The sequence below is a fragment of the Rhizobium brockwellii genome (genome assembly GCF_000769405.2).
GTDB classification, from domain to species: Bacteria; Pseudomonadota; Alphaproteobacteria; order Rhizobiales; family Rhizobiaceae; genus Rhizobium; species Rhizobium brockwellii.
Window position 1 is genome coordinate 368,761 of record NZ_CP053440.1, and the last position, 15,544, is coordinate 384,304.

Genomic DNA, 15,544 nt, shown 5'->3' on the forward strand with positions numbered 1-15,544 from the left:
ATGTCCGGCCAAGCCGTCAGGCTGCGACGGTCTCGATGTCTCTTGGTTGGAAAAGGCGGCAGAGGCTGAGGAAGCAGATCATGCCGCTGTCGTGCGTGATGAGGCCTTCCGTGACGCTGCGGTCGAAGGAGGCGGTGATTTCCGGCACGGGTTGAACCTGAGCGGTGCTGACCGTCAGAATATCCGAAACGCCGTCGACGACTAGGCCGAGCACCATGCCATAAACCTCAGCCATGACGATAGCGCTGCGCTCGGTGGCCTCCGTGCTTCTCATGCCAAGTTTGTAAGCCAGATCAATGATCGGGATCACCAAACCCCTGAAATTAATGACACCGATGACGTCCGGCGGTGAATGCGGCACCGCAGTCGAGGGAGCCCATCCGCGAATCTCGCGGATGGTGGTCGTTCTGACGCAAAATTCCTGATCACGGAACCGGAGGGCGATGATTTCGAAGGTTTCGTTACCGGTTCCCGCGCGCAGACGGACGGGGTTGGACATCAAAACTCCTCCCATGAACTCTCAGCCACAGCGGCATTGCCGCTCGTTGCGTAGGCTTTGGCGAGCTTACCGCGGAGTTCGTGGGCGGGGGAACCTTGTGGCCGCGATGGCCCGGTTGTCTGCCGCTGCGGCGCGCGGGAAGGCGATGCCTTGCTGATATCGAATTCGCTCAGCATCTGGGCGATTCGGCTGACCTCGCGGACGAGTGCATGGCTGGCGGCGGTGGATTGCTCCACCATGGCGGCATTCTGCTGGGTACCTTGGTCCATGGTGCTGACGGACGTGTTGATCTCCTGAAGCGCTATCGATTGTTCGCGGGCGGCCTCGACAATGGCATTTATATGCCGGTCGATCTCCTTGACCTCATCGACAATGATCGTCAGCGCGTTACCGGTATCTCCGACAAGGGCAACGCCGCTTTTGACCTGCTCTCCGGAATTGTTGATCAATTCCTTGATTTCCTTTGCCGCCTTGGCGGAACGCTGGGCAAGCTCGCGGACCTCCTGAGCGACGACAGCGAAGCCCTTGCCAGCGTCGCCGGCGCGCGCGGCTTCAACGCCGGCGTTCAGCGCCAAGAGGTTGGTCTGGAAGGCGATCTCGTCGATTACACCGATGATGTTCGAGATCTCGCGTGATGAGGTGTCGATGGCGCTCATGGCCGCCACCGCCTGCTGGACGATTTGTCCGGATTTTTCCGCGCCCACCTTGGCCTTGGCGACCAACTGGCCTGCCTCTTCGGCGCGTCTGCTCGAATCCTTGACGGTGGTGGTGATCTCCTCAAGCGCTGACGCCGTCTCTTCGATCGACGCGGCCTGTTGTTCGGTGCGCTTGGACAGATCTTCGGCCGCGACACGAATTTCCTCGGCGCCGGCGTGGATCTGCGAGGCCCCAGCATCGATCTGCTGAATGGTTGCGGACAACTGCTCTAGCGCGTTGTTGAAATCGTCGCGCAGCCGGTGATACGCCTCCGGCAGGTCGTCATTGATACGATAGCTGACATCCTTGTCGACAATGGCCGACATCGCCTTGCCGAAACAGTCACACACCAGCTTCTGCTCGGCTGCGATCGCTTCTGCCTGCGCCTTCTGTTTGGCAACCTCGGCCTCGTCGATATAGACGGAGATGGCAAGATCCATATCGAGCATCGCAGCCTTGACCAGGCTGGCCAGCGCCTTTCCGAACTCTGCCGGCTTCATCGTCTTCTTCGAGAATATCCCGCCTTTGGGAAAAATCTCTTCGACGACGCTGTTAATCAGGTGATCGAGAATGATCGCGTAGCCGCCGATGTACCATTGCGGCTCCAGGCCGATGCGGGCGTGCACCGAACCGATCGTGCGAACCTTGCTGACGTAGTCCTCATCGAAGTTACCGTCGGAAATATTAACCCAATGGCCCTGCTGTGTCCCCTTGGCTCGTGCGATGTGCTCGTCGGAGGAAAAGAACCGTTTGACCTGCGGGCTCTTGCTAAGCTGGGCATAGAATTTGTCGAGACCATGCGGCAGTTCGCGCTCGACCAGTGCTTTCAGCGAGCGGATGCTGGCTCTGCCTTGCGCGTCGAGCCCCATAAAGTCCAAACGCCGCTCGATGTTCTGATTCTTGGAATGCGCTCCGCTTGAGCTGGGAGACGCGCCGTGGGTGGGGTGAGCGTAGTTACCAGCATGGGCATGGGAGTGGTTCGACATTGCTACCTCTGTGAGACAAGGATTTCGGAAACAAAGCTGAGGAGAGCCAGGGCAAGCTGGCCGCGATCAGAGACAGGCCGGCGACGATGCCGACCAGGGAGGTTTTTACGCTTGGACGCGTCATCTAGAATACCTTCAAATATTGCACAGCGAATGTGGCTGGGTGCGGCGCAGGAACGCGATACGCTTGATCCGCGGTCGCACAGGGGACGCAAGACGCGTTATTTTTTGGGAACCAATCATTTTGCTAGTCCAGCGAAATCATTTCGCCGGAGCCGCTACAGGTGTATTGCGCGGCTGTCTGATCAAAAAGCGCCATTTCGGGACGGGTTGACTGGATGCGGAAGGGCGATAGCGCTTTGATAAAATGACAAAGCTGCGGCACTGGTTAACAAGTTCCTGCGCCTAAAAAATGCAAACAGGAATGGTGCGCCTATCGGACGATCCTACGCAAATTGACTTAAACTTCACGCCGGGATTTGCAGCACGTGAACAGACGATCGGCCTTCAGGAAGTCAATTCCGCTATCGTCCAGTTGAAGTGCCCCGATGGCCCGGTGGACTGAGGATGTGCTTGCGGTGGCAAGTCGCCTGAACTGTGACGTCAAGCTCGAACGTCGTCTACTGTGAGGTCGCTATGCAGGCGATGGCGGGTATCAGGGCCCGACAGTCGAAGAGGCCAGTCCGCGACCGATGGAAATCGTCAAACGCAATCAGGTCGGCTTTCAGGTGCTGCCGAGGCGATGGATCGTCGAGCCGACGCTGGAGTGGCTCGGCATAAACTGCGGAATGGCAAAGGATTTCGAGCGCTTCTCAGGCACAAGCCTCGCCTTCATCCAGACCGCTATCATCAAGCTAATGACAAGAAGGCTCGCTCGATATCCGCTTTCTTGAACGGACTCTAAGCCAAAGTCAGGCAGAAATTCCACTTATCCCGGCTGTTCAAAGTTCCCGAGCCAGCTCTCGGCACACAGCCAAAATACGCACAAAGATCCACAACACGCAATTTTTCGGATTTCTACTCGCGTCGCTCAAACTGAGTTAATTCAAAATAAACAAACCAGGACAAATTGTACCACCACCAGCGTATGTATTACCCTTGGATGAGGGAAATGTACTGCTCATCCTGATCCAGGGGCGGAGTGTATTCCGCTCGTTGAAGCCTTCGACAGAATGATTCTGCTCCTCGGCAAATCCCCATGGCCCTGAAGGGCGCATGACTGTTCGGAGTTACCGCCTTATGTCCCGTCCTAAAATCAAAACTGCCCTGATCGGCATTCTTAGTGTGATCGCGGTCGCAATTGCAGCTTTCTCATATTTTTCTCTGCAGTCACTGGCCGCAATAAACGGGAATGTGACCGAGCTCGCCGGAAACTTAATGCCCAGCGCAATGACAGCGAAGGAAATCGACACGGCGCTTTCCGATCTGCGTGTGGCCTATCTCGAGCATCTCGCGGCATCGGACCAAAAGACGCAAGATGAGGCGCAGACGGCAATCGATCGCGAGACCGCGCGCATCAACAACGAATTTAAAAATTACGAAGCTCTCGGTCTTGATGATGGCGATCGAGAACTGATCAGAGGCCTGCGCGAAAATCTTGCGCTTCTGGGGAAAAGTGGCGAGAAGTATGTCAAATTTTCTGCAGCGTCTCAGGACGACGATGCCAAGGTTGTCATGAATGACGAAATGTCCCCGATTGCCGACGCCATGGCCGACCAAATCGACAAACTCGTTGCCGTCAACACGGATAACGCAGCCAAGGCAAATGTCGAAAGCATGGCCAATTTCTCCTATACCGTAGAGGTGACATACGTCGCCATTACGCTTATCTTCGGAATTACCTTGGGCGCAATCTACTTTGCCCTGATGGGCATTTCACGACCGATCGGCAGAATAACAGCGTCCATGACCGATCTTGCGGGCGGCGACTCGGACAAGGCCATCCCCTTTGCGGGCCGCGCCGACGAAATCGGCGAAATGGCGGGTGCCGTCGAGGTCTTCCGTCAGGCAGCCATCACCAACAAGCGGCTAGAACAGGAAGCTGAAGCGGCCCGGGTCCAGGCTGAATCCGACCGCATCCGCTTGACCGCAGAGGCAGAAGCGGCTGCGCAGAAGCGCCTTCTGGAAGCGACATCGGGTCTGGCGACCGGACTACGCCGCCTGGCGGCCGGCGATCTTGGTTTTCAGCTGAATGATGCATTTGCACCGGACTTTGAAGCCCTGCGTCACGATCTGAACGGTGCGGTGGGGCAGTTGGGCGAAACGCTGCGCGCGGTCGCTCAGGCAACGACGCAGATCGACAGCGGCACCCGCGAGATTAGCCAGTCCGCCGAAGACCTGTCCAAGCGCACGGAGCAGCAGGCGGCCTCGCTGGAAGAAACGGCAGCAGCCCTCGACCAGATTACGGCGAACGTGTCGAACTCGTCGAAACGTGCCGACGAAGCACGAAGCGTTGCCGCGCAGGCCAACACCAGTGCCGCCCAGTCTGGCAAAGTGGTCGCCGACGCGGTCGATGCCATGCAGAAGATCGAGCAGTCGTCCAACCAGGTCTCCAACATTATCGGCGTCATCGACGAGATCGCCTTCCAGACCAACCTTCTGGCGCTCAACGCCGGTGTCGAAGCGGCGCGCGCCGGCGATGCGGGCAAGGGCTTTGCCGTCGTTGCCCAGGAGGTGCGCGAGCTCGCCCAGCGTTCCGCCCAGGCCGCCAAGGAAATCAAGGAATTGATCCGCAACTCCTCGGTCGAAGTGCAAAGCGGCGTCAAGCTGGTCAGCGAAACCGGCGAGGCCCTGAAGACGATCGAAGGCTATATTGTTACGGTCAATCACCACATGGATGCGATTGCCACGTCGGCGCGCGAACAGTCGGTTGGTCTTGCCGAGGTCAACACGGCCGTCAATCAGATGGATCAGGTCACCCAGCAAAACGCCGCCATGGTCGAGGAAAGCAATGCGGCAAGCGCCGCGCTTGCCGGCGAAGCCAGCCGCCTCCGCGAACTCATCGGCCAGTTCCAGCTCGGCGGCGCGCTCCGCCAGCCGGCATCGGCCATGGCCGCCGGTAAAAATCACCGTCCCGTCGCATCACCGGCGAGACGCATGGCAGGACAGGTGGCCCAAGCCTTTTCTGGAAATGCAGCTGTCAAGGAAAGCTGGGAGGAGTTTTGATGAACGTTATTGTCAACTCGCCCGGGAACAACGGCGAAACACTTGAGATCATCGCCTTTCGGCTGCACGACCAGGAATTCTGTGTCCGCACGACAACCATCCGCGAAATTCGCGGATGGGGTCCGGCGACGCCGATCCCTCATGCACCCGCCGATGTTATCGGCGTCATGAACCTGCGCGGGACGGTCATCCCGATCGTCGATCTTGCCAACAAGCTCGGCATGAGAAGCACCGAGCCCAACGAACGCAGCGCCATCGTCGTGGCCGAGGTTTATGGCATGGCCATGGGTCTGGTCGTCGACAGGGTCTCGGACATTCTGACAATCTCCGCCAGCCTCCTTCAACCGGTTCCCGATATCAGCGTTTCAGGCGGCAGACATTACGCCGATGGCATTATCGCGCAACCAGACGGGATGATCTGCTTTCTCAACCTGGAACGCATGTTCGAAGCAACAGAGACGCAAGACATGGTGGCGACCAAGATGGCCGCAGCATAAGTCGCCGCCATCAATCATTTCCGGCGAGCAGACGCTTGGCTCTTCGGAGAAATTTCAGGAAGTCGTCCTGTCCGTTGCGGACAAGCTCGGTGCGCCGTCGGCGCATCGCGCGCAACTATCGGCTAGGCCCAGAACGACTGGCAGGTCGGCCAGACTGGCAAGGTCGTTGCACCTCAGCTTTATATCGCCGTTGGCATTTCCGGTGCCATTCAGCATCTGGCCGGCATGAAGGATAATAACGTCATCGTCGCCATCAACAAGCACGAGGAAGCCCCGATCTTCCAGGTTGCCGACTACGGCATCGTCGGCGACCTCTTCACGATCCTGCTGGACCTCGAACAGGCACTGTAATGCGCGAAAGCGCGGAACGTGAGAGCATGGAATTCGACGTCTGATCGTCGGCCGGGCTGTCGGCAGCGGTCCAGCTAAAACAGGTCCCCGCCGGTTCTCGATGGGCGTGCTCGAAAAGGGCGGGTCGGTCCGTTCCGCGTCGACCCAAGGCTCTCCCGAAAACTGGAGGGATGGGTCTCAGGTCACGGGATTTGCAGCACGTGAACAGACGATCGGCCTTCAGGAAGTCAATTCCGCTATCGTCCAGATGACGTGACAGCGCGCCGATGGCCCGGTGGACTGAGGATGTGCTTGCGGTGGCAAGTCACCTGAACTGTGACGTGAACGTCGTCTACAGTCAGGTGGCTATGCAGGCGCCAGCGAGACGCGACCTCGTCATTTGGTCATAAACTTCCGACGACTGTCGGCCAAATCTGAGGAGGGCATTACACCAAAGGCTGCATGATATTCCTGCGAAAAGCGGCCCAGATGTAGAAAGCCCCAGCGGCGGGCGATATCGGTGACCGTAGACGACCGGTCTGCCGCCTTTATCTCATGGCGAGCACCTTCGAGGCGCAAACGCCGAAGGTATTCCATCGGTGTCGCATTCAAGAACCGGCGGAAGTTGAACTGCAAGCCTCGGACGCTGACGCCGGCGGCCGCGGCCATGTCTGAGATCGTAATCGGCAGCGCGGCGTTTGTTCTGGCAAATTCGATCGCCCTCTTTATCTGCCGCGGCGCAATCGAATGGACGGGTGAATTGAAATTCGACAGCGTGTGACGCAGGTTTTGCACCATCAGCAGGCAGAACATCTCCTGAAAGCTGGCCAGCGCGATAGGTGAGGCAATGAGACTTTGATCACCGCAGATATCATCCCTGAAGAATCTCATCAGTTTGAGCATACGCGCTGCAGGCCCACTGGTTAGATCATGGAGTGGAGTGAATTCGAAACTTGCCGGAGTCGCCCTTTCGAAACTGTCGGCAAGGGCGGTGAGCACGGCTTTTCGCGGCACACAAAATCCTTCCGCCATCGACCCCTCGCCAATATTGAGGCTCGAGTAGCGGTCGGCAGACGTCAACAGGCCAGATCCTGGAGCTATTGTATGCTGAATGCCGCCTGTCGCCACGTTATAGTAAGTTTCATGCTCGACAAAGAACATGAAATCATCACTTTCAATACTGACCGACAGACTTCGCTCTACTGAACTTGAGCCAGACCAGCCCGCAAACCCACCGACGCTATGTACATCGAACGAAAAGAGCCCAGGGCGATCTAGACTGAGCGGGCGATAATGATTCGGACCCTTTTCCACTGATAGCCATTCGGAGATTTCTCCTGCAGTCAGAGGGGCTCTTTCTAACTTGATCAATGCGATTTCGTTCATTGTGAAACCTTAATTTAAACTGCTGATTTCCACGCGAAACTGAGCCGGGTTTTCCATCGAGAAGGGAGCCACTTCTGAACAGGCTTTGGTCAAGGCTGCGACGGTCAAACTGGCTTTGAAGCGAAAGCTGACGTTTCCGGATTCCACTAAGTGCGATGACCACTGAACGATCTCGCCTTCGTTGGATTGAACCTTACAATTTCAAGCCTGTGGCCCAGGTTCCTATGGAGTTTCCTATGTCTAATGGCAGGTTCGGAAGTTCGAATCGCTTCAAGCTGAAGCGGATTTTGCAAAATTCCATGCCATCAGGCTCGGGACCGTCAGTCTCGAGATCGCACCTCGGTGTCTGGGCGCACGCGATAGCGTGCACCCAAACGGCCTTCGCTGTTTAGCGGACTAAATCGTAGCGCGTCATGGTCATCGTTGACGCATCGATCATGCTCATGAACTCAGCCGCGGCCGGTGCATTCGCGAAGCTGTCCATGGAAGCCTGTGCGGCATCGGCCGACTTCCAATGCACGATAACAAGCCACTTGTGCCCGCTGACGGCGGTCTCACGCGAAACGAAGCCGGGCTGCTTGCTGACATGCTGATCTTCGATGGCCTTATCGACCGCGGCGAAGGCCTCGACAGAGACGTCGTCTTTCAGGTTCATCGTCACGACTTCTACAACACCCTTGTCTTGGGCCATCACTGCACCTGCCATTGAAGAAAAAAGGATGAGACCGGCAAATAGAACGGATTTCATGGTATTTGTCCTCAGAACTTGCCGTTAGCGTGCACCATTTCAGCCGGGATAGCGGAAATCGTATCCCAATGCTCGACGATCTTGTCACCTTCCACGCGGAAGAGATCGTAGAAGGCTGTTGATGTATCACCCAGTTTGCCTTCCGAGGCGGTGAAGACAAAATTGCCCTCCGCCACGATCAGGTGCGTCTTGGTGTAGGCCATTGCCTGTCCTGCCTCTGCCATGGCTTTCAGCGCGGCGCCGAGACCGTCAAGACCATTGCCAACCATCGGGTTGTGCTGGGTATAGGTCATGGTCGAGATGTAGTCGGTGATCTTCTGCGGTGCGGCTCCAAGCAGGACGTCTTTGACGAAGGCTTCGACCAGAGCACGGTTCTCGGCGGTCTTGTCGAGATCGCGGATTTCGGTCGCGCCGTCCGTCATCGAATTGCCACTGGCTGTCTGCGAGGCCGGCACGGCAGCCTGCAGGTTATCCCAATGTTCGGCAAGCTTGCCATCCTGAACCCGGAACACATCAAATGCGACCATGGTCTGGCCGCCAAAGGCCTGCGCATTGTCATAGGTGGAATGCAGGACCACAAGATCGCCTTCCGACAGGACGCGATGGTTCGTCACGCTCAAGCGGTGGTCCTTGAGTATCGGCAAAAAGCCGAGAATAGGAGCCGCACCCGTCGGCACAGCGGGATTGTGCTGGATATAGTCTTCTTTCAGAAGCTGGCCTGCCGCTTCTGGATCAAACTTGGTGAACAGCGCGGCGACAGCGCTGAGTACGATTTCCTTCGGGGTCATTTGTCATCCTTTCAGGTTGGCATGGGTCCGACAGCGCGGGATTGCGCTGTTGAAATGGTAAATTGCGTGCCCCACGGGTCTTCGATCAGGCCGAAAGGCAATGTTCCCGGCGCCACGAGGAGTTCGATTTCCGTCAGCCCTCTGGAGGCGGGGCTGCGCCGTTGGGCACCACGAGACTGCCAGACATTGGCAGCAAGGTGATGGTGGTATCCGCCCGAGCCGTACCAACCTGCCGAGGGCAAGCGGGCCGTACGGGTCAAGCCGAGTGGGCCCGTCATAAAGGCATCCGCCGTCTCGACATCACCCACTTGCAGATGCACGTGGCCGATCACTGTGCCGCGCGACGCGCCCGTCCATTCGCCTTGAACGTTGGCGAGGTCCGACAAGTCCAGTGGCTCCGTGGCCATTTCGATTTCGTCGCCGTGGCGGACCCAGTCGGATCGAGGCCGGTCGACATAGACCTCGATCCCATTCCCTTCTGGGTCATGGAGATAGAGCGCCTCGCTGACGAGATGGTCCGACGCCCCGTCGAGCTGGACGCCGATTTCGCGGATGTGTCGCATCCAAAGACCAAGATCGCGGCGTGAAGGAAGAAGGAAAGCCGTATGAAACAGCCCCGCCTCGTTTGGGTGGTATTGTGCAGCCTTGTCATGACGCAGCTCGATCAACGGCAGGTCTCCGGCTCCCAGGAGGGCGGTTTCGCCATCACGGCCAATAAGAGCCAAACCGATAACGTCTTCGTAGAACGTCGATACTGCATCAAGATCGTTCACAGTCAGAGCAACCCTTCCGATCGAGAGCGGGGCTTCGGTCGCACTCATGTTCGGTCTCCCTTTCATTTCGTAATGTGAAACTATCACTGGCTATTAATCGCCAAAATGGCGATTATAGCGGATCAACTTCGCCATTGTGGAGACAATCAAATGGACAAGATTGATGGCATGCGGACCTTTGTCGCCGTGGTGGAAGCTGGCTCGTTTGCTGGCGCGAGCAAACGCCTGGGCATTACCGGGAAGCTGGCCAGCAAGTACATCGCGATGCTCGAGGCCCAGTTGGGAATGAATCTGCTTCACCGCACCACCCGGTCCATGTCGTTAACGCATGACGGACGGACCTATCTTGAGGGGTGCCGGCGCGTTCTGAACGAAATAGATCTCCTGGATATGTCCCTCGAATCCTCAAGTGGTTTGAAAGGAACGCTGCGCGTAGCGGCGCCCCTGACTTTCGGTGAAACGGTGGTCGCCACCGCTGCTCTCGAGTTCATGGATACCCATCCGGAGGTTACGATCGAACTGGAGTTGTCAGATGAATATGTCGATCTCGCCGAGAAGGGTTTCGATCTGGCTGTCCGTATCGGCGCTTTGAAGGACTCGAGCCTCGTTGCCCGGAAACTCGGAGAGGCGCGGCTAGTGGTCGTCGCCGCCCCATCCTATATCGAACGGCATGGCGCGCCGAGCCATCCCGATGAACTGTCAGCTCATATCTGCATTCGTGACGCCAACAACCCTGACCCTAACCGCTGGCCCTTCGTCATCGAGGGCCAGCAAGTGCAAATTCCTGTCGCAGGTCCCTTTGTCGCCAACAGCCCTCCCGCCTGCCTCCTGCCCACGCGGGCAGGCAAGGGCATCTTTATCTGCCCGCACGTTTTTCTGGATGATGATCTGACCCAGGGCAGGCTCGTGCAGCTGTTGCCCGGCTTCCCCTCGAGAACGATCGCCATTCAGTCGGTGCAGTTGCCCTCGGCTTTTAGAAAGCCAAAAGTCTCCGCTTTCATCAACACCTTAAGAAAACATATCAGATAGCCGGGTCGGTTCTCGAAGTTGCCGACATCTTTCGGCGACACGGTGGCTCCTATAGGCAAGAGAACGCCGGTCATCTTGGCCGCGGCGAACGACGTGTCGTGGGCGCGATCGAAGCTTGCCGGACACCCAGGCTCGGCTGATGGAAGCCGCGCCCCTCGTAATGGCCGAGCCCGAGTTCCTGCTTGATTTCCTGATAGTCGCGCTCGATACGCCAGCGTAGCTTGGCGGTGGTGACGAGCGTTGCGAGCGAAGCGTCGGCGGCGAGAGTGGAGAGCCAGTACTTGAGCGGCTCGGTGTCGCCCTCCGGATGGTCGATGAAAGCATCACACGCATGGTGGTGGAGTATGTGATGATGGCCGTTCTGTGCCTTCATCGCAATCTGCATGTCTACATCGATCAACAGCGCCGCCATGTCTGGCATGAAGTGATCCCGCAGCCTCAGTCCGCAGATCGCCGAGTGTCTGTGCTGGGCATGGGTGTTCTTGGCGAGGCGGCGCTCTCCAAGCTACAAGGATTTGGGTTCAAGCTTTCCGGATGGAGCCGTTCCCAGCGATCTATCGATGGCGTTGCATGCTTCAGTGGCGAGGATGGCCTCCGCGATATGGTTGCCAATACCGACATCCTCGTCTGCCTGCTGCCGCTGACGCCGGAGACGACCGGGATTCTCAACAAGGAGCTGTTTGCGCTTCTGCCCTTAGGCGCGAGCCTTGTACATGCGGGCAGGGGCCGTCAGCTCGACTGCGATGCATTGATGTCGGCTCTCGATAGCGGACATCTCTCAGGTGCGTTCCTTGACGTTGTCGATCCCGAGCCCCTTAATTCAGATCATCCCCTTTGGGCCCAGTCACATGGTTTGCCATGCGGATGTCATTTCCATGGAAATGTCCACAAAGCGCTGTCCGAGAGAATTTAGTTGGCGACCTGCAATTTTCTGCAAGGCGAATTGCCTAGCGGCGATGTGCTCCTGCAGTGGGATCGCAGCCAGTACGCCCCGGCGGATCTCCTCCCGCAGGAACTCGTCGGACAGTATGCTAACGCCGTCTGAACGTTCTACTATCGCCTTCAACACGCTGAACGGAGCTGCCTCGACGAGGCGTACGGGGAAAGGAAGCCCATTGGTCGTGAACAGGGCTTCGAGCTGTTTGCGGAAGGCGCCTCCGCGCGGGGGCATCACCCATGTCGAGTCGGCGAGTTCTGCAAGACAAACTTGTTGCCGCCCCTCCAATGGATGACCCGCCCGAACCACGATAACGGAACGGGCCGTGAAAAGCGGAATTTCCTCCACTCTCTCCGATGCGGGTCTTTGTCCAACATTGGAAATGACGAGATCAAGTTTGTGGGTCAGGAGCCGCTCCATCAGTTGCTCGTCCGTGCCCTCGATCACCTCGATGGCAGCACTGCCATTTTCCTCGAGGATGCGACCAACGACCAGCGGCACGAAACTACCGGTCGCGAGCGGCGTTCCACCGACGTGCAACGGGCCCTCAACACCGCGGCCACTCGCTTCCAATTCCCGTCCGGCTAGATGCAAGATGGCTTCAATGCTCTCGGCATGGCGCACCAGAATCTTGCCTGCCTCTGTCATGATCGCACCATGTCGACCCCGATCGACAAGCTGCATCTGAGTTACATCCTCCAAACGCGCGACGCTGACGGAAAGTGCCGGCTGGGAAATATGAAGCGCTTCGGCCGCCTTGAGGAAGGAGCCGGCGCGGTCGATAGCAAGAATATAGCGCAGCAGTCGGGGATCCAGGTCCATTTGTTGACAAGAGCCTTCGGCGCGTGATGTATCCAGAATTCCGTCGAATAGCACGTCCGCAAGCGAACCCCTAGGGACAGGTGCCGAGCCTGATGAACCAATCGGTGGTCCGCCGGACGACTGTCGGTTCAAAGGGAAGCTTCCTGCAGGCCGCAGGCCGCATCAACAGGGCTTTGCCCTGCGAACGGAATTTCACCGAGGAGAGCCTTCACCAACGCCTGCTGCACCGGAGGCACGGCTGCATAGCCATTCACGAAGGTTCTGCATTCCGGCATATGATACAGCAAGAAGGGCGTACCGAGCGAGACGTAGATGGTCGGAAGATAGTCCCAGAGCCTTTGCATCGAATGTGGGAAAAAGCCGTGCAGGTCTTCCCAGCGCGGGCCTAGGTTTTCCTTGGCGGAAACACCTTCCTCGGCCATCAGATACATGCCGATATCGTGGGAGGCCGGATCGATTGTATCGCCCTTGCGATAGAGCGTGACGTCAAAGCCCCCTTCGCGCAGCATATCGGCCACCTGCAACTGCGGCAGCGGGCCGGAAGGGCTCATCCGGCTTTCCAGTTGCGCCAGCAGGATGCGTTTGTGCCGGCTCTTATCGAGCGGCAGCAGAGCCTGTATGTCCTTCACCAGCGTGATCCCGGCCTCCGCGGCCAATTTCGACCATCCGGCATGCTCGGCGCCGCCGAGCAGACGCGGGCGATCCGCCGCCGCTGGTGGATGGCCGCCGGTCTCGTGGAGCTTCATCGACGCTTTGAGGGCAAGTACGCGCAAGACCGCTTCATCGACACGCTCCTGCTTGAGGAGACCATTCTGAAGGCCGTCCCTGAGATAGTCGAGATCCTGGTCGAGATCAGCCGGGAACAGCAGGATATCGCAGCCAGAGGCGATGCAGAGCGGAACGAGTTCTCGCCGCGCACCCCGCGCATTGAAGCCGACCATGCCGGTCGCATCGGAGACGACCAGACCATTGAAGCCCATCTCCTCCCTGAGAAGGGTGGTGGTGAGGTCGAAATTCAGCGACGCCGGCATATGGGCAGGGCTGCGGGCTGACGATCCAAGCTCTGCCGTGTAGGCCGGCAGGGTGATGTGGCCGGCCATGACGACCTGCACACCTTTCGCAAAGGCATCGGCATAGATTTTGCCAAAGGTCTGGCGCCACTCTTCCATCGGCATCGTATTGTGGGTGGTCGCGAAATGCTGGTCCCTGTCGTCGAGGCCGTCACCCGGCCAATGCTTGATCGAGCTTGCAAAACCGGCTGATCGGGCTCCTTGCTGATAAGCCGCGGTCATCGCCATGACCGTCGGCACATCCGCGCCGAACGAACGGGTGTTGACCACGTTCGAACGGAAATTGACCGCAAGATCGGCAACCGGCGTCCAGGAAATGTTGAAGCCGAGATAACCGCCTTCACGCGCCGCAACGATACCCATACGCCGTGCGTGCTCGGCGTCTCCCGTCGCCGCGATCGCCATCTGGTTAAGGTAGGGCGTTCCCGCCGCAACGCTGCTCTTCTCCGAGAACTCGATGTCGCAGCTCATCAGCAGCGGGATCGCTGTCTGCGACTGAAGGAATTGCGCGCTGTCGCGCAGTTCCTTCTCCGAACGGGAGGGCATGCGATGGATGCCGCCGACATGGTGCCGCAGCGGCGCCCAAAGGTCTTCCGGCGAGAGGTCACGGCATAGAGGCAGTACGATCTGCCCCAGTTTTTCATCCAGCGACAGTCTGTCGAAGGTCGACCTGACCCACGCAAGAGCGGTGTCGTTCAGATGGAAGGGATGTCCCGCAAGCTTTTCAAGGATCGTCTCGGTCATCACATGCGCTTTCCGCTGTCTGCGTCGAATATGTGAAGGCACTGCTCGGACAGGCCGAGCCACGCCTTGTCGCCGGGCTTGATGCTGACGGAGGCGGGTATCTTGGTGGAGATGCCGATGCTTCCGCGTTTGCACCAGACGAGCTTTTCGGCTCCCATCGGCTCGACGACGTCGACCTCGACTGCAAGGCCGGATGCGGCCTCATCCGTGTGGAGCACCACGTCCTCCGGGCGAATGCCGACGATCACATTCCGGCCGTCTGCAAGCGGGGCTTGCGACGACAGCGCGGATGCGATGTGCACCGTCTTGCCGTCGACAATCGCATCGCCGCCTTCGACGGCAGCATCCAGGAAGTTCATGGCGGGCGAGCCGACGAAACGGGCAACGAAGGTGTTCGCTGGCTTGTTGTAGATCTCGTCAGGCGTGCCCTGCTGCTGGATGATCCGGTCCTTCATGACCACGATGCGGTCGGCAAGCGTCATCGCCTCGATCTGGTCGTGGGTCACGTAGACCATCGTGGACTTGAGCCGCTGGTGAAGACGCTTGATCTCGACGCGAAGGTCCGAGCGCAATTGGGCGTCGAGGTTGGAGAGCGGTTCGTCGAAGAGAAACACGCCCGCGTCGCGCACGACGGCGCGGCCGATCGCCACGCGCTGGCGCTGGCCGCCGGACAGTTCAGACGGCTTGCGGTCAAGTAATGGTTCGATCTGCAGCATTCTTGCCGCATTGGCGACGCGCTTTTCGATTTCCGGCTTGGCGGTTCCGGCGACCTTCAGGCCGAAGCTGAGGTTTCCCCGCACGCTCATGCGGGGATAGAGCGCGTAAGACTGGAAGACCATCGCGATCCCGCGGTTCTTCGGCTCAACATTCGTCATGTCGTGGCCGCCGATCAAGATCTGCCCTTCGGCAACATCCTGGAGCCCGGCGATCGCATTGAGAAGCGTGGACTTGCCGCAGCCGGAAGGTCCGAGCAGGACGATGAATTCCGACGGCGGAATGTCGAGATCTATGCCTTTAAGCACCTCGACCTGTCCGTAGCGGATGCCGAGATTTCGCAGTTGAACGCCTGTCATG

The 15,544-nt window shown here is 58.4% G+C and carries 13 protein-coding genes and 4 pseudogenes; 7 read left to right on the top strand and 10 right to left on the bottom strand.

From position 1 onward, the window contains the following. Positions 1–16: 16 nt before the first annotated feature. Positions 17–499, bottom strand: coding sequence for a chemotaxis protein CheW (locus RLCC275e_RS25295; protein ID WP_033184482.1), 483 nt, complete (start codon positions 497–499; stop codon positions 17–19). Next, positions 499–2,181, bottom strand: coding sequence for a globin-coupled sensor protein (locus tag RLCC275e_RS25300; protein ID WP_050516887.1), 1,683 nt, complete (start codon positions 2,179–2,181; stop codon positions 499–501). Before RLCC275e_RS25300 ends, RLCC275e_RS25295 begins: the two co-directional genes overlap by 1 nt. 692 nt (positions 2,182–2,873) lie before the next feature. Here RLCC275e_RS25300 and RLCC275e_RS25305 point away from each other — a divergent pair. From RLCC275e_RS25305 to RLCC275e_RS25320, 4 genes and pseudogenes are all read left to right on the top strand, one after another. Next, the gene (locus tag RLCC275e_RS25305; protein WP_050516886.1) at positions 2,874–3,074 is read left to right on the top strand and encodes a hypothetical protein; all 201 of its coding nucleotides are present in this window, start codon (positions 2,874–2,876) and stop codon (positions 3,072–3,074) included. Between the two features lie 346 nt (positions 3,075–3,420). Continuing rightward, complete coding sequence (locus RLCC275e_RS25310; RefSeq protein ID WP_033184481.1) at positions 3,421–5,346, top strand: HAMP domain-containing methyl-accepting chemotaxis protein; 1,926 nt, start codon at positions 3,421–3,423, stop codon at positions 5,344–5,346. Continuing rightward, entirely contained in the window at positions 5,346–5,843 is a 498-nt protein-coding gene (locus tag RLCC275e_RS25315; protein WP_033184480.1) for a chemotaxis protein CheW, read from the top strand. Before RLCC275e_RS25310 ends, RLCC275e_RS25315 begins: the two co-directional genes overlap by 1 nt. Before the next feature lie 7 nt (positions 5,844–5,850). After that, positions 5,851–6,194 (top strand): annotated as a pseudogene (locus tag RLCC275e_RS25320) (electron transfer flavoprotein subunit alpha/FixB family protein); the annotation flags it as partial. 375 nt (positions 6,195–6,569) lie between these two features. On the opposite strand, the gene RLCC275e_RS25325 reads toward RLCC275e_RS25320, so the two are convergent. The 4 genes from RLCC275e_RS25325 to RLCC275e_RS25340 form a co-directional block, all read right to left on the bottom strand. Next, positions 6,570–7,559 carry an AraC family transcriptional regulator gene (locus RLCC275e_RS25325; RefSeq protein ID WP_033184479.1) on the bottom strand — a complete coding sequence of 330 codons (990 nt, stop codon included), beginning with the start codon at positions 7,557–7,559 and terminating at the stop codon, positions 6,570–6,572. A 388-nt stretch (positions 7,560–7,947) separates the two neighbouring features. Next, a complete protein-coding gene (locus tag RLCC275e_RS25330; RefSeq protein ID WP_033184478.1) occupies positions 7,948–8,307 on the bottom strand; it encodes an antibiotic biosynthesis monooxygenase family protein in 360 nt (119 codons plus the stop codon). An 11-nt stretch (positions 8,308–8,318) separates the two neighbouring features. After that, entirely contained in the window at positions 8,319–9,095 is a 777-nt protein-coding gene (locus tag RLCC275e_RS25335) for a nuclear transport factor 2 family protein (RefSeq protein WP_033184477.1), read from the bottom strand. Positions 9,096–9,106: 11 nt separating this feature from the next. Continuing rightward, positions 9,107–9,916 (bottom strand): VOC family protein, encoded by an 810-nt coding sequence (locus RLCC275e_RS25340; RefSeq protein WP_033184476.1) that lies wholly within the window; start codon positions 9,914–9,916, stop codon positions 9,107–9,109. A 102-nt stretch (positions 9,917–10,018) separates the two neighbouring features. Here RLCC275e_RS25340 and RLCC275e_RS25345 point away from each other — a divergent pair, with 102 nt between their 5' ends. Both RLCC275e_RS25345 and RLCC275e_RS34340 read left to right on the top strand, forming a co-directional pair. Next, positions 10,019–10,897, top strand: a complete 879-nt coding sequence (locus RLCC275e_RS25345) for a LysR family transcriptional regulator (protein WP_033184475.1) — start codon at positions 10,019–10,021, stop codon at positions 10,895–10,897. Beyond that, a pseudogene (locus RLCC275e_RS34340) lies at positions 10,894–11,034 on the top strand (IS91 family transposase); the annotation flags it as partial. The gene RLCC275e_RS25345 and the pseudogene RLCC275e_RS34340, both read left to right, overlap by 4 nt. Here RLCC275e_RS34340 and RLCC275e_RS25350 read toward each other — a convergent pair. Continuing rightward, positions 10,968–11,213, bottom strand: a pseudogene (locus tag RLCC275e_RS25350) (IS701 family transposase); the annotation flags it as partial. The pseudogenes RLCC275e_RS34340 and RLCC275e_RS25350 sit on opposite strands and share 67 nt — an antisense overlap. Here RLCC275e_RS25350 and RLCC275e_RS25355 point away from each other — a divergent pair. Next, a pseudogene (locus tag RLCC275e_RS25355) lies at positions 11,199–11,735 on the top strand (NAD(P)-dependent oxidoreductase); the annotation flags it as partial. The pseudogenes RLCC275e_RS25350 and RLCC275e_RS25355 overlap by 15 nt on opposite strands. Before the next feature lie 6 nt (positions 11,736–11,741). Here RLCC275e_RS25355 and RLCC275e_RS25360 read toward each other — a convergent pair. The 3 genes from RLCC275e_RS25360 to RLCC275e_RS25370 form a co-directional block, all read right to left on the bottom strand. Continuing rightward, on the bottom strand, positions 11,742–12,710 hold the full coding sequence (locus RLCC275e_RS25360) for a LysR family transcriptional regulator (protein WP_130712164.1): 969 nt from the start codon (positions 12,708–12,710) through the stop codon (positions 11,742–11,744). A 74-nt stretch (positions 12,711–12,784) separates the two neighbouring features. Then, a complete protein-coding gene (locus RLCC275e_RS25365; RefSeq protein ID WP_033182989.1) occupies positions 12,785–14,470 on the bottom strand; it encodes a glycoside hydrolase family 3 protein in 1,686 nt (561 codons plus the stop codon). After that, positions 14,470–15,543 carry an ABC transporter ATP-binding protein gene (locus RLCC275e_RS25370; RefSeq protein ID WP_033182988.1) on the bottom strand — a complete coding sequence of 358 codons (1,074 nt, stop codon included), beginning with the start codon at positions 15,541–15,543 and terminating at the stop codon, positions 14,470–14,472. The genes RLCC275e_RS25365 and RLCC275e_RS25370 overlap by 1 nt, the downstream gene beginning before the upstream one ends. Between the last annotated feature and the right edge of the window lies 1 nt (position 15,544).